The following is a 14360-nucleotide window of genomic DNA, read 5'->3' on the forward strand; positions in this document are numbered from 1 at the left end:
GTCGTACTGGGCGAGAAAACGCTCGAGTTCGGCCGCCGCCCGGGTGCGCGGATCGACGCGCATGCCGACCACGGCGACGAACGCCTGTTCGTTGCGCACCGCTTTCTCCTCGAGCAGCACATCGAGAAAGTGGCGCGTCGCCAGAATGTCGAAGAGCGACGGTTGTACCGGTACGAGGACCCGGTTGACCTGCTTGACAACCGTATCGAGCGCCTTGCCGTGCAGACCAGCCGGCGTGTCGAGGATGACGTGGGTGGTGCCCTTGGGCGGTTTGGCGGTCTTTCCCGGTTCGATTTCCCAACTGCGAATGGTCGGCAGGATCGACGGTCGCAGGCGCAGCCATTCGCGCGAAGACTGCTGGCGGTCGACGTCGCCGAGCATCACGCGCTGGCCGCTGCGTGCCAGATGACCGGCCAGGTTGACGGCCAGCGTCGATTTGCCCGAACCCCCCTTCGGATTGGCAATCAGAAAGGATTTCATTGTTTATCGTCCTTTTCATGATTCGTGGCGAGACTGCGCAGCTCGTCACGGACCAGGTTGATGTGCTCGCGCAAAGTGTAAAGCAGATCGCTGAAAGCCAGCGGAATATTCAGCGTGCTGGCCCTTTCCTCGACGCGTGCGAGCCTGGCCGCGTATTCCTGGTGCTGCGCCGGGTCGTAGCGACGACGCACCTCGTTCTCGAGGAACTTCAGATCAGCGTAGCAGCGGACGATCTTCGAGCGCACGCGCCAACTGTAGATCGACGGTGCGAACTTGAGCAGCGGCAAAGACAGCATGACCAGCGGCAGGATCATCACGAACAGACGTTCGACCAGCACGGCCAGCCAGAACGGCAGGTAGCGCTGCAGGAAGGGTGGTCCGGACTTGTAGTAGCGCGCCGCGTCGCTCGACAGCGGGAAGCTCTGATCCTTGTAGGCGGGAAACTCGCCGTCCCGCTGAAAGAAGCCGCCCTTGCCGTTGACCTCGGTCATCGCCTGCAGCAACAGGCTGACCAGTGCCGGATGCAGGTCCTCGCGGACGATAACATTGGCCGTGGTGGCCAGCAGCACGGTGTCGCGCCGCGGCAGGTCACGTACCAGGTCGACGACCCCGCGCGGCAGCACGATCTTCGACAGGAAGGGGAAGCGGCGCAGGTAGGCGTCGGCCTGACTGAAACTGACCACGCGCAGGCCCGGCGAACGCAACAGCACCTGCACGACCGGTGCTTCCTGCGCGGCGACGATGAAGGTCGCGTCGATCTCGCCCCGCTGCAGCGCTTCGGCGGCGTTCAGGCCGGCCAGCGGCAGCAGGTCGGGGTTATCCGGTTTGATCTCGTTGGCTTCGAGCAACTGCAGCGCCAGACCACGTATGCCGCTGCCATCCTGACCGACGGCAATGCGTCGACCAGCGAGGTGGTAGAGCTTATCAACGCGCTGCTCGCCGCGGTAGAACACCCACACCGGTTCGTAGGACACACTGCCCAGCGAACGCAGCGGGCCGGGATCTTCGTCGTCTTCGCTGGGCGGCCGCGCCAGGATGCCGCCCTGCACGAAGGCGACGTCCGCCTCGCCCTTCTCCAGACGCTCCAGGTTCTGGTGCGAACCGGCCGACGTCCTGATCTCGAGCGTGATTCCTTTGGCCGCCAGCAGCGCGGCATAGCGCTGGGCGTAGGCATGGTAGGCGCCGGCTTCACTGCCGGTGCTGATGACGATGCGTCGGGGTGGCTCGGGCGCGACGAACTGGTAGGCCACGACCAGGCCGATGAGCGTGATCAGGATGATCGGCCATGCCGTTGCCAGCATGAAGCGCAGGGCTACCAGGCGGGCACGCAGACGCTCCATCAGGGCAGCAGGATCGTCGATCCGGTGTGTTTGCGTGCTTCGAGGTCACGGTGGGCGTTGGCTACTTCGGTCAGCGGGTAGGTCTGATTGACCTCGATCCGCAACCTGCCCGAGCCGACCATGGCGAACAGGTCGGCACCTAGCGCGACTAGGTCGGCACGCCGCGCCGTGTAGTGCATCAGCGTCGGACGGGTCAGGAAGAGCGATCCCTTCTGTGACAGCAGCAACGGGTCGAACGGTGGTACCGGACCGGACGCGTTGCCGAAACTGACCAGCATGCCACAGGTTCGCAGGCTGTCGAGCGAGCCGGCAAAGGTGTCCTTGCCGACGCCGTCGTACACCACCGCGACGCCTTCGCCGGCCGTGATCTGGCGGACCTGGCGCGGAAAGTCTTCGCGCGTGTAGTCGATCACGTGATCGCAGCCATGCGCGCGCGCCAGTTCTCCCTTGGCCGCGCTGGATACGGTTCCGATCACCGTCGCGCCAAGCGCCTTGGCCCACTGGCAGGCGATCAGGCCGACCCCGCCGGCGGCGGCATGGATCAGCACGGTGTCCCCAGGCTGCACGCGATAGGTTCGGCGCAGCAGATAGGCGCTGGTCAGCCCCTGCAGCATCATCGCCGCCGCCTGCGGAAAGCCGATCGCCTCCGGCAGCTTGAGCAGGCGGTCGGCCGGCAGGCAGCGTACCTGACTGTAGGCGCCGACCGGACCACCGGCGTAAGCCACCCGATCACCAGGGCGCAGATCGCTGACTTCGGCGCCGACCGCCTCGACCACGCCGGCCGCTTCGAGGCCCAGGCCATTCGGCAGTTGCAGGGGGTAAAGGCCACTGCGATGATAAGTATCGATGTAGTTGAGGCCGACGGCGTGATGGCGCACGCGCGCCTCGGTGGGCGCCGGTTCGGCCACGTCGACCTCCTCCCAGCACAGCACCTCGGGACCACCTGTACGATGAATGCGAATGGCGAACGGCATGGCAATCTCCTCTCCTCGGCTGACACGACAGTCTAGTGCGCCGCCCGCTTTCTAGGCAAGCGCAAAAAAACCTTTGCTGCCTGCCACTTGACCTGCTTACCGAGGGATGGTCCACAGGCTTATCCACATGCTCGGTGAGCAACCGGGCTCGTCTCTCCACAGACGTTCTCCCGGCGCAGCGGGAGCTTCGCCGCCGGCGCATTCAGGCCGGCGTCAGCCGGGCGTACTCCAGCACCAGCCACTTCATGCCGCTGGCGCCAAAATTGACCTGCACCCGAGCTTCGGGCCCGGCGCCCTCGTTCGCCACGATGACGCCGAGGCCAAACCTGGCATGGCGTACGTTCTGGCCGATGCGCAGACCGCCGGCGGCGGGCGCCGGTTGCTGCCAGCCGGTGGTGCCGGCTGCCGGGCGGTGTTCCACGCCGGCGGCGCGATTGACCCGACGCAGCAGCGTTGCCGGCAGTTCGTCGAGAAAGGCCGAGGGCAGGCAATAGCGGGTCTGCCCGTGCAGCAGGCGCGTCTGTGCGTGGCTGAGGTAGAGCCGGTGGCGGGCCCGGGTGACCGCCACATACATCAGCCGGCGTTCCTCTTCCAGTCCGTCGCGCTCCTGCGCCGCATTCTCGTGCGGGAAAAGACCCTGCTCGAGCCCGGTGATGAAGACGACATCGAATTCGAGCCCCTTGGCAGCATGCACGGTCATCAGTTGCACCGCCTCCTCGCCCTCGCCAGCCTGGTGCTCGCCGGCTTCCAGCGAGGCGTGGGCGAGGAAGGCGGCGAGCGGGCCGCCATCGGCCGGGGCCGGTTCGTCGCCCGGCTGGCCGGATTCGTCATGCACGAAGGTGGTGGCCGCGTTGATCAGTTCATCGAGGTTCTCCAGCCGATCCTGGCCTTCCTTGTCGGTCAGGTAGTGTTGGCGCAGGCCGCTCTGGTCGATGACGTGGCCGATCACTTCGGGCAAGGGCAGGTCCGTCGTCTCGCGGCGCAGTGTTTCGATCAGGCGGACGAAGCGGGCGACCGTGCTGCCGGCCTTTCCGGCAACACTGGCGGCAGCGTTGTAGAGGCTGGAGTTGGCGGCACGGGCCGTTTCCTGCAGGGCCTCGATGCTGCGCGCGCCAATGCCGCGGGTCGGGAAATTGACCACCCGGGCGAAGGCGGTGTCGTCATCCGGATTGGCGAGCAACCGCAGGTAGGCGAGCGCGTGCTTGATCTCCTGCCGATCGAAGAAGCGCAGCCCCCCGTGCACACGGTAGGGGATCGCCGCGGTGAACAACTGATGTTCGAGGATCCGTGATTGAGCATTCGACCGGTAGAGCAGGGCGATGTGCTGGCGTGTGACACCATCGCGCACCAGTTCCGCCAGCTCCTCGACGATCAGGCGTGCTTCGTCGGCGTCCGAATACGCCTCGAAGACCCGTATCGGCTCGCCGGCGCCCGCCTCGGTCCACAGGTTCTTGCCGAGGCGTCCACGATTCTGCTTGATCAGTGCGTTGGCCGCGTCGAGGATGTTGCCATGCGAACGATAGTTCTGTTCCAGGCGAATCACGCTGGACAGCTCGAATTCGCGCTGCAGGTCGCGCATGTTGCCGATCTCGGCGCCGCGAAAGGCGTAGATCGACTGGTCGTCGTCGCCCACGGCGAACAGGCAGGCCCCGTCGCCCGGCGGGGAGACGCTGCCGCGCCCGGCGAGCAGTTTCAGCCAGGCGTACTGGAGGCGGTTGGTGTCCTGGAATTCGTCGACCAGGATGTGTCTGAAGCGCGCCTGGTAGTGCCGGCAGAGCGGTTCGTTGCGCTGCAGGAGCTCGTGGGAACGCAACAGCAGTTCGGCGAAGTCGACCACACCTTCGCGCTGGCACTGTGCTTCATACTCGCGATAGAACTCGACCCGGCGGCTGGTGTAGTGGTCGTAGGCTTCCGCCCGCGCAGCACGGATGCCCTGTTCCTTGTGCGCATTGATGAAATGCATCAGCTCGCGCGGTGGATACTTCTGGTCGTCCATCTGGAGCGCCTTCATGAGGCGCTTGATCGCCGCCAGCTGGTCTGCCGCATCGAGGATCTGGAACTGCGCCGGCAGAGCGGCTTCCCGGTGGTGGGCGCGCAGCAGGCGGTTGCACAGGCCGTGGAAGGTGCCGATCCACATCCCGCGCGTATTGATCGGCAGCATCGCCGCGAGGCGAGCCTGCATTTCCCTGGCCGCCTTGTTGGTGAAGGTCACCGCCAGAATGCCCGGCGCTCCGACCTGGCCGGTCGAGATCAGCCAGGCGATGCGCGTCGTCAGTACGCGCGTCTTGCCGCTGCCGGCGCCGGCAAGGATCAGCGCATGTTGCGGCGGCAGGGTGACCGCGGCGAGTTGTGGCGCATTGAGATTGGCGAGCAGATCGGACATGGATCACGACTTTCCGGCAGGGCAGGCCCGATTATAGCGGCGGTCCCCGGGCCGGGGGTTGCCATCGAGCGGGAGTGCGGGCGGTGCGCCTGGCCGGCAGACCGGCCCCGATGGGGATGGTCGCGCCGCGGCCGTTTCACGCGGGCCGCCGGTAGACGCCGGCCTCGGTCACCATCACGTCGAGTGGCTGATCGTGCGGTGCCGGATGGATCGAGTCGAGCCGGGACAGTTCAAAGCCGACGCCGATGGCCAGTGGCCGTGGTTCGAGCGCGGCCAGCGTACGGTCGAAGTAGCCGCCTCCGTAGCCGATGCGGTAGCCGTCTGCATCAAAGCCGTTGACCGGGATGAGCAACGCTTCGGGATGCACGAAGCCGCCCGCCACAGGCGCCGGGATGCCGTAGCGGTCGGTCCGCATGACCATGTCCGGCGACCAGGCGCGAAAGGCGAGTGCTGCGCCCGGCTCGCGCACGATGGGCAGCAATGCCTGGAAAGCGGGATGGCCCTGGCTGTGCCAGCGGGCGACCAGCGGCCGCAGGTCCGGTTCGTTGCTGAACGGCCAGCAGAAGCCGACGCGCATGCCCGAGAGCTGCGGAAAGGCCGTCTGCAGCAGTTCGCAGATGCGCGCCGAATGGCGGGCGTAGACGTCCGCGGGCAGGGCGAGCCGGTGTTCGAGCAGGGTTCGGCGCAGCGCACGCCGGTCGACCGGGCCGTCGCCGGCGAGGTCAGCGGCATCCATTCCAGGCATCAAGCTGCCGGCCATGTGTTATGCTCGAATGTGGTGTTTTTCAAGAAATTCAGCTTATCATGAAGTTCCGTCAGACCATCCTCCTTCTCTTCCTGGTCCTCGTCCCCCCCTTCGTGGCCTCCGCCACTGCCTTTGCGCAATCGGTCGATGACCAGTTCCTGGCGGCCAGGGAAGCTGCCCGCATTGGCGATCGGGCCAAGCTCGAACGACTGGCTCCCGCATTGCAGGGCTACGAGCTTGAACCCTACGTCGAGTACTGGTTATTGCTGCCCGACCTCAAGGAGAGCGAGCCGGTGGCGGTCAAGGCCTTCCTGAATCGCCACGAAAGCTCCTATCTCGCCGAGAAGTTGCGCAGCGACTGGTTGCGGCAACTTGCCCGCAAGCAGCAGTGGGAGCCGTTCGAGGCCGAATATCCACGCCTCCTGCAGCCCGATCAGGAACTCGCCTGCTACGCGCTGCAGGGCCGGCGGGCACGCGGTGATGCCAGGGTGCTGGATGATGCCTTGCCACTCTGGCTGAGTCTGCTCGAGCCGCCCGAGTCCTGTTATCCGATCTTCGAGGCACTGATTCTTGACAAACGCGTGCTGGCCGAGGCGGTCTGGCTACGCATTCGGCGCCAGTTCGAGGCCAACAGGATTCCCGCTGCCCTGTACACGATGAATTACCTGCCGGCCAGCCAGACGCCGGACAAGAAGCTCGCCCAGACGGTCGCCGACACGCCACTGCCCTGGCTGATCAGACTGCCGAGCGATTTTTCCGCCAGTCGCATGCAACGCGAACTGGCCGCGCTGGCCATCCAGCGCATCGCGCGCAACGAACCACGTGTCGCCGCCGACCAGTTGGAGCGGATCGCGCCCTCGCTGAAGAACGGGGAGAAAGCCTGGGCCTGGAGTCAGGTTGCCCGGCAGGCGGCGCAGCGCCACATGCCGGAGGCGATGGAGTGGTATCGCCAGGCAGGCGACACCGCGTTGTCCGACGAGGTGGCCGAATGGAAGGTGCGTGCCGCCTTGCGCGCACAGGACTGGGGTAGTGTGCGCTCGACCATCGAGCGGATGCCGCCCGCTTTGGCCGCCCAGTCAGCCTGGGTTTACTGGCTGGGCCGCTCGTACCGTGCCGGGGGGCGTATCGATGAGGCCAACGCGCTGTTTGCCAGGATCGCCGGCCAGCCCGACTTTTACGGCAGTCTGGCCAACGACGAACTCGGCCGGACGACGATGACACCACCGAAGGCGCCCGCGGCCACCCGCGAGGAAATGGCGCAGGTCGGCGCCCTTCCCGGAGTGCAGCGGGCGCAGGCCTTCTTTCGCCTGAATCTGCGTACGGAGGGCGTCCGGGAATGGAGCTGGACCTTGCGCGGAATGAGCGACCGCGAACTCCTCGCCGCCTCCGAAATCGCCGTGCGGGCCGGCAATTACGACCGTGCGATTGCCGCAGCCGATCGCACGCGCAACGAACACGACTACTCCCTGCGCTATCTGGCGCCCTTCGGCGATCAGGTGCGGCCGGCCGCGCGCCGGGAGGCGCTCGACGATGCCTGGGTGTATGGCCTGATGCGTCAGGAGAGCCGCTTCATCACCAGCGCCAGGTCACAGGTGGGGGCCTCCGGCCTGATGCAGCTGATGCCCGCCACTGCCAAGTGGGTGGCCAACAAGATCGGTCTCAAGGATTTCAACCAGGGCCGGGTCAACGACCCGGAAACCAATCTCCTGCTCGGAACGACCTACATGCGCCTGGTGCTCGAGAGTCTCGACAATCACCCGGTACTTGCCTCGGCTGCCTACAATGCCGGACCGGGGCGCGCACGCAAGTGGCGTGCCGACCGCCCGCTGGAGGGGGCTATTTACGCCGAGACCATACCGTTCAGCGAAACGCGGGATTACGTCAAGAAGGTGATGAACAACTCGGTCTATTATGCCGCGCTGTTCGATGGCAAGCCGCAGACGCTCAAGGCCCGGCTCGGCGTGATCGCGCCACGTACCGGCGGCGAAGCGAAGGGCGACGATTTGCCCTAGAATGATGCTTTTCCGAAATCTTCTTCATCGGTAGGATTCCATGGAAATCGCGAACGTGTTGTTGATCGGTGGTAGTGGTTTTGTCGGCGGCTGGATTGCCAGTCGTCTCTCGGAACGCGGGGTGCGGGTGACCATCCCCACCCGTCATCGTGAAAATACCAAGAAACTCATCACGTTGCCGACGGTTTCGATGGTCGAGGCCAACGTCCATGATCCGCAGACACTTGTTCAACTGATGCAGGGCCAGGATGCGGTCATCAATCTGGTGGGGATTCTGCACGACAAGGATTCCCGTCTGCCCTACGGTACCGGCTTTGCGGCGGCACATGTCGATCTGCCGCGCAAGATCGTCGCTGCGATGCGGCAGAGTGGCGTGCGTCGCCTGGTGCACATGAGTGCCCTGAAGGCTGCTCTCGACGCCCCGTCCGAGTATCTGTGCTCGAAAGGAGAGGGCGAAACCCTGGTCTGCGCCGCCATGCGCGACCTCGATATCACGGTGTTTCGTCCGTCGGTGATCTTCGGGCCGGACGATGCCTTCCTCAACCTGTTTGCCAGGCTGATCAAGCTCTTTCCGATCCTGCCGCTGGGTGGCGGTGCGGCGCGTTTCCAGCCGGTTTTCGTCGGCGACGTGGCGACCGCCTTCAGCGATTGCCTGACGGATACCGCCACCTTCGGGCAGGTCTACGACCTGTGCGGACCAAAGGTCTATACGCTGCGCGAGATGGTCGACTACACTGCTCGGCTGGTCGGCAAGTCGCCCTGGATCGTCGATCTGGGGAGCGGTGGCTGGGCCTACCTGCAGGCCGGCGTGATGTGGCTGTTGCCGAATCCGCCATTGTCGCCCGACAATCTGCGCTCGATGGAAGTCGACAGCGTCACCAACGGAGCCCACGACTATCCCGGTTGGCGGCCCAGGGCGCTTGAAGCCGTGGCGCCGACCTATCTCTCGCCGGCCGAGATTCCGCAACTGCGCCTCGACCGCCATCGTTTCCGTGCCGGCCGCTGAACCATTTCAGCAGCCGGCCACGCGCGCGCCATGCTGACGCTGATCATCGGCGATCGCAACTTTTCATCCTGGTCCCTGCGGCCGTGGCTGGTCCTCAGACAGGCGGGGCTGGCCTTCGAGGAGCGGCTGGTTCGCCTCGACCAGGCTGGCACGAGGGAGGCGATCGGTCGGCATTCTCCCTCCGGCAAGGTGCCCTGCCTGATCGACGACGAGGCAACGCAGTGCACGGTCGTCTGGGATTCACTGGCCATCTGTGAATATCTCGCCGAACGGGTGCCCGTCCTCTGGCCGGCCGAGCGCACCGTCCGTGCGGAGGCGCGCTCGATCAGCGCCGAGATGCACTCCGGCTTTCTGGCCCTGCGCCAGCAGATGCCGATGGACCTTCGCGCCAGGCGGCACGGTCAGGAGCGAGGCCCCGGGCTGGGTGCCGACATCGCGCGCATCGCAGCCATCTGGGAGAGTTGCCGCAGCCGTTTTGCCGCACGTGGTCCTTTCCTGTTTGGCGATTTCTCGATCGCCGATGCCATGTACGCGCCGGTGGTTTGGCGTTTTCTCACCTACGATGTCGGTTTGCCGCCGGCGGCGCAGGCCTGGAGCGCGACGATGCTGGCGCTGCCGGCGATGGGCGAATGGCAGGCAGCGGCGCTGGCCGAACCACGCTAGGCGCTGGTAGCGCGCATGCAGATCTTTGCCGTCGGTGGGGCGGTGCGCGACGAGCTGCTCGGTTTGCCGGTCAAGGATCGTGATTACGTCGTGGTCGGCGCTTCGCCGGAAGAGATGCTGGCGCGCGGCTTCAGGCAGGTGGGCAAGGATTTTCCGGTCTTTCTGCACCCGGAATCGCACGAGGAATACGCGCTGGCACGCATCGAGCGCAAGACTGGTCACGGCTACAAGGGATTTTCCTTTCAGGCAGTGCCTGGGGTGAGCCTGGCCGAGGACTTGGCGCGCCGTGATCTGACGATCAACGCGATTGCCCGGGCTGCCGACGGTTCGCTGATTGACCCCTATCACGGAGTCGATGATCTGTCAGCGCGCGTTCTGCGCCATGTTGGCCCGGCGTTCGGTGAGGACCCGGTGCGCATCCTGCGGCTGGCCCGCTTCGCCGCCCGCTTCGCCGATTTCAGCATTGCGCCGGAAACCGTTGCACTGATGCAGCAGATGGTGCGCGGCGGCGAAGTCGACCATCTGGTTGCCGAACGCGTCTGGCAGGAACTGGCCAGGGGTCTGATGGAAGCACAGCCGTCGCGGATGTTCGCCGTGCTGCGCGAGTGTGGCGCACTCGGCCGCCTGCTGCCCGAGATCGATCGCCTTCATGGCGTGGCGCAGCGCGCCGATTACCATCCCGAGGTCGATACCGGTGTGCATGTGATGATGGTTGTCGACCAGTCGGCGCAGCGCGACCACCCTCTGCCGGTGCGCTGGGCGGCGCTGCTGCACGATCTGGGCAAGGGAACGACGGCCGCCGCCGATCTGCCACGTCATCCTGGTCATGAGGCGCGCAGCGTGGAACTGGTCGGGCAGGTCTGTGCGCGGCTCAAGGTGCCGGTCGACTGCCGCGACCTGGCCTTGTTGGTGGCGCGCTACCATGGCGACATTCACCGGGTGCCTGAACTCGCCCCGGTCACCATCGTTCGACTGCTCGAGCGCAGCGATGCCCTGCGCCGGCCGGAGCGTTTCGAACAGTTGCTCGCCGCCTGCGCCTGTGACTTTCACGGTCGTCTTGGCTGGCACGACGTGCCCTACCCGGCAGCGCCACTCTGGCGGCAGGCACTGGCTGCGCTGCGCAGCGTCGATGCGGCGACGATTGCGCGCGGCTGCGACGACCGCACAAGCATTCCGGCACGGGTGCACGAAGCACGCGTGGCGGCGGTCAGACAGGTGCTGGCAAGCGAGCCGGGCCAGGCTGCTTCGGCTGGCTGTTAGAGGGATGCGCTGCGGTCGCCGCGGGTGAAGCCGAGCAGCGGTTCGTGAATGCCTTTGCCGAGCGCCATCACCTTGAACAGTTCCCCCATTTCAGCCGGCGAGACCAGTTTCTGCACCGTGCTGGCGAGCGGCAGATAGCGCAGCGAGTCGCTGACCGGAGTTCTCGCCAGTACCTCGGTCAGGCCACAGTTGAAGAGGAAAGTCGATTGGGTGGTGTAGCCGAGGAGATCGAGACCTGCCGCGCAGCCGGCTTCGACGATTGCCGTGAAGTCGACATGTGCCGTGATGTCCTGCAAGCCAGGCAGATGGAAGGGTTCGCCGTGTGCATGGTGGCGGTAGTGGCACATCAGCGTGCCGGCGTCACGCTGCGGATGGTAATACTCGTGCCGCGGGAAGCCGTAGTCGATCAGCAGCAGGGCCCCGCGTTCGATGATGGCGGCCCACTCCCCGACCCAGGCAGGTGCAATCAGCGCGATTTCGCTCAGATAGCCTGGTTCGATTGCGCATTCGGTGGCCAGCATTCGAGCGCGTTCGAGCAGTGCGCCAGTGGCGGGTCGATCGTCCCAGGCGAACCGGCCGTCGGCGACGACGATGCCACGTTCCAGGATGGCCCCGTCCTGCCACGACACGAGATGTGCCGGCATGGCGTCGAGCACCTCGTTGGCCAGCAGCAGTCCGGCGAACCGTTCGGGCAGCCGGTCCAGCCAGTTCACCCGGGGTAGCAGGTGTGGCGCATGGTTTTCGATGGTCTGCCTTTGGCGGGCACGTAGCTCGCCTGACAGCTCGAGAATCGCGTAGCCGGCGGGGAGCATGCCGCGCGCTTCGAGTTCGAGCAGCAGGTCGCTGGCCAGCAGACCGCTTCCGGCACCGACCTCGATGATCTGCGGAGCGCTCAGCGACAGCAGTTGTGCGACCTGCGCGCCCAGGGTTTGCGCGAAGGCCGGGCCAAGCTCCGGCGCGGTGACGAAGTCGCCGGCCGCACCAAACTTGCGAGCACCGCCTGAATAGTAGCCCGTGCCCGGTGCGTAGAGGGCGAGGTCCATGAAGCGGTCGAAGCCGATCCAGCCTCCAGCGGCAGCCACCTGCCCGGCAATATACCGGCTCGCCATCGCGCTGAACGCCAGGGCGTCGTCGGCCGGCGCGGGCAGCGACGCGGTGGCGGGGGGACGGATCAGCACGCGTCGGCGCGTTCGAAGCGGATTTGTCCGTAAAGCTCCGGATGGTTGGTGGCCAGCCAGCCTTGGGCTTCTGATTCAGCCCTTTCCCAGGTCGCCGCACGGAGCGCGACCAGTTGCATGCGACCATCCTGGAGCGGCCATTCGAGGGTGTAACTGTGAAAACCGCCGCGTTCCTGCTGTCGGATGGTACAGGTCGAACTCGGCGCTTGCGGGCGGAGTTCGCCCGCCATGCCTTCGTCCAGGCGCAGGCGGTAGGTTGGTCCCTTGCCCTGATGCTGGACGATGAACTCCTGACCTGCCAGGGTTTCTTCGAGGATGTCCCATTCGGCGCAGCACTCGATGATCGCCGCAAATGGCCGGCCACTTTCGTCACGGATGATCTCGGCGTCGACCTGCTGCGTCTGTTCCGGGTCCTCGAGCAGACCATGCCATGGTAGTCCGTGGCGCGTCGGCGGCGGGAAGGGCAGGGCATGTTTACCCTGGCGGATACGGGCAAAGAGCGAGGACTTCCTGACGTCCTCGATGTCGATCGAGGGGAAAGACGAGCGGGGCTCCGATCGGAAGTTGCCGGCTCCCATGTAGCCCACGTCCCATAGTGTGCGCAGCCATGCGGCGGTGTCCAGGGCGACCTGCGCCAGCTGATCGTTCAGCGTGTCCTCCTGTCTCGGCATCTCGTGTCCATTGGCCGCCTGGCCAGCCAGCAATTCCGCTTCACGGCGGCGCGCGCGCAGCAACTCGCGCAACAGATGGCCAACCCATCCGGCATCGTCGGGCGGCAGTTGGGCGATTCGCTCGGCGAAAATCATCACCTCGTCGGCATCCAGGGGAATATCCTGCTGGCTCATGGCTCACCTTCCTGTGACAGATGGTCCCAGTTTACCGTGAGCGCGCGGCGGACGAGCGTTTTTCCTCAAGTGTCGGGCAGGAATCCGTTAAAATCATGTCCTTGTTGTGTCCAGCCGGGAACCGGATATGGGTGGGAAAACGATATTGGTGACCGGTGCGGCGCGGCGGCTGGGCAGCGCGATCGCGCGCGAGATGCATGCGACGGGCGCCAACATCGTGGTCCATTACCATCAGGCGGCGGTTGAGGCGGCAGCGCTGGTCGATGAGCTGAATGCCATCCGGCCGGCTTCGGCGGCCTGTCTGCGGGTCGACCTGCGCCAGGTCGACAAACTGCCGGGACTGGTGGCCGATACGATCGATCGCTTTGGCCGTCTCGATGCCCTGGTGAACAACGCCTCCAGTTTCTTTCCGACGCACTTCGGGGAAATCGATCTGCTGGCGTGGGATGATCTGATCGGCAGCAACTTGCAGGCGCCCCTGTTTCTGACCCAGGCGGCGGCGCCGCATCTGCTCGCCGCGCGTGGCGCCGTGGTGAACATCACCGACATCCATGCCGAACGACCGCTCGCCGGTTATCCTCTGTACTGTGCGGCGAAGGCGGGATTGTTGGGGCTGACGCGCGCCCTGGCAATCGAACTGGCGCCCTTGGTGCGGGTGAACGCGGTGGCGCCCGGGCCAATCCTGTGGCCCGAGACCGAGGTTTTCGACCGTGCAACACGTGCCGAGATCGTGGCGCACACCTTGCTTGAACGGGCCGGCTGCCCGCAGGACGTGGCGCGGGCGGTACACTATCTGCTTGAAGATGCGGCCTACGTTACCGGTCAGGTGATCAACGTGGACGGCGGTCGCACCGCACACCTGTAATCGGTCACGTTCCTGGAGAGCTCGCCGTTGGAACTATCGAACACCCTGCTGCGCCTGCGAAAGCGCCTGGAGAGCAAAGCCGGCAAGGCGATTGCCGATTACAACATGATCGAGGAGGGTGATACCGTACTGGTCTGCGTTTCGGGTGGCAAGGACTCGCATACCCTGCTGTCGCTACTGCTGGCCCTGCGCGAGCGGGCACCGATCGGGTTTCGTCTGATCGCGATGAATCTCGATCAGAAACAGCCCGGTTTCCCGGCCGAAGTGCTGCCGACCTATCTGGCGCAGCTCGGAGTGGAGTACCGGATCGTCGAACAGGACACCTACTCGGTGGTCAAACAAAAGATACCGGCAGGCAAGACCACCTGTTCGCTGTGCTCGCGTCTGCGACGGGGAATCATTTATCGTACGGCCAAGACGGTGGGTGCCAACAAGATCGCGCTCGGTCACCATCGCGACGATATCGTTCATACGCTCTTTCTCAACCTGTTCTTTGGCGGCCAACTCAAGGCGATGCCGCCCAAGCTGGTGAGCGATGACGGGGCGCATGTCGTTATCCGGCCGCTGGCCTATTGCGCCGAGGCGGACATCGCCCGCTTTGCCCGCGGC

Annotated in this window: 13 protein-coding genes; 6 read left to right on the top strand and 7 right to left on the bottom strand. The window is 65.4% G+C overall.

What is annotated here, in order from left to right; translation table 11 throughout:
• The 5 genes from JNK99_RS11075 to JNK99_RS11095 form a co-directional block, all read right to left on the bottom strand.
• Nucleotides 1-480: ParA family protein (locus tag JNK99_RS11075; RefSeq protein ID WP_291852833.1), on the bottom strand; the 480-nt coding region annotated here is incomplete at its 3' end.
• Nucleotides 477-1820, bottom strand: coding sequence for a TAXI family TRAP transporter solute-binding subunit (locus tag JNK99_RS11080; protein WP_291852835.1), 1344 nt, complete (start codon nt 1818-1820; stop codon nt 477-479). The genes JNK99_RS11075 and JNK99_RS11080, both read right to left, overlap by 4 nt.
• A complete protein-coding gene (locus tag JNK99_RS11085) occupies nt 1820-2794 on the bottom strand; it encodes a quinone oxidoreductase (RefSeq protein WP_291852838.1) in 975 nt (324 codons plus the stop codon). Before JNK99_RS11085 ends, JNK99_RS11080 begins: the two co-directional genes overlap by 1 nt.
• Nucleotides 2795-2996: 202 nt before the next feature.
• Entirely contained in the window at nt 2997-5177 is a 2181-nt protein-coding gene (locus JNK99_RS11090) for a UvrD-helicase domain-containing protein (protein ID WP_291852841.1), read from the bottom strand.
• Nucleotides 5178-5313: 136 nt separating this feature from the next.
• Nucleotides 5314-5937, bottom strand: coding sequence for a 5-formyltetrahydrofolate cyclo-ligase (locus JNK99_RS11095; protein ID WP_291852844.1), 624 nt, complete (start codon nt 5935-5937; stop codon nt 5314-5316).
• A gap of 44 nt (nt 5938-5981) precedes the next feature.
• Between JNK99_RS11095 and JNK99_RS11100 the strand changes: the two genes are divergently transcribed.
• Genes JNK99_RS11100 through JNK99_RS11115 form a run of 4 tightly spaced genes read left to right on the top strand, consistent with a single transcriptional unit; the run spans nt 5982 to nt 10863 of the window.
• Nucleotides 5982-7934, top strand: a complete 1953-nt coding sequence (locus JNK99_RS11100) for a lytic transglycosylase domain-containing protein (RefSeq protein WP_291852847.1) — start codon at nt 5982-5984, stop codon at nt 7932-7934.
• Nucleotides 7935-7974: 40 nt separating this feature from the next.
• The gene (locus JNK99_RS11105) at nt 7975-8940 is read left to right on the top strand and encodes a complex I NDUFA9 subunit family protein (protein WP_291852849.1); all 966 of its coding nucleotides are present in this window, start codon (nt 7975-7977) and stop codon (nt 8938-8940) included.
• A 30-nt stretch (nt 8941-8970) separates the two neighbouring features.
• Nucleotides 8971-9603: a glutathione S-transferase family protein gene (locus JNK99_RS11110; RefSeq protein WP_291852852.1), complete on the top strand. Its 633-nt coding sequence runs from the start codon at nt 8971-8973 to the stop codon at nt 9601-9603.
• Between the two features lie 15 nt (nt 9604-9618).
• Nucleotides 9619-10863, top strand: a complete 1245-nt coding sequence (locus JNK99_RS11115) for a multifunctional CCA addition/repair protein (protein WP_291852855.1) — start codon at nt 9619-9621, stop codon at nt 10861-10863.
• Here the strand turns inward: JNK99_RS11115 and JNK99_RS11120 are convergent.
• Nucleotides 10860-11972: an SAM-dependent methyltransferase gene (locus JNK99_RS11120; protein WP_291852865.1), complete on the bottom strand. Its 1113-nt coding sequence runs from the start codon at nt 11970-11972 to the stop codon at nt 10860-10862. The two genes, JNK99_RS11115 and JNK99_RS11120, sit on opposite strands and share 4 nt — an antisense overlap.
• A 62-nt stretch (nt 11973-12034) precedes the next feature.
• Entirely contained in the window at nt 12035-12886 is an 852-nt protein-coding gene (locus JNK99_RS11125; protein ID WP_291852857.1) for a hypothetical protein, read from the bottom strand.
• 127 nt (nt 12887-13013) lie between these two features.
• On the opposite strand from JNK99_RS11125, the gene JNK99_RS11130 reads away from it, so the two are divergent.
• A complete protein-coding gene (locus JNK99_RS11130) occupies nt 13014-13751 on the top strand; it encodes a pteridine reductase (protein WP_291852859.1) in 738 nt (245 codons plus the stop codon).
• A 27-nt stretch (nt 13752-13778) separates the two neighbouring features.
• Nucleotides 13779-14360: tRNA 2-thiocytidine(32) synthetase TtcA (ttcA, locus tag JNK99_RS11135; protein ID WP_291852862.1), on the top strand; the 582-nt coding region annotated here is incomplete at its 3' end.

Source organism: Accumulibacter sp. (assembly GCF_016789985.1).
Lineage (GTDB): Bacteria > Pseudomonadota > Gammaproteobacteria > Burkholderiales > Rhodocyclaceae > Accumulibacter.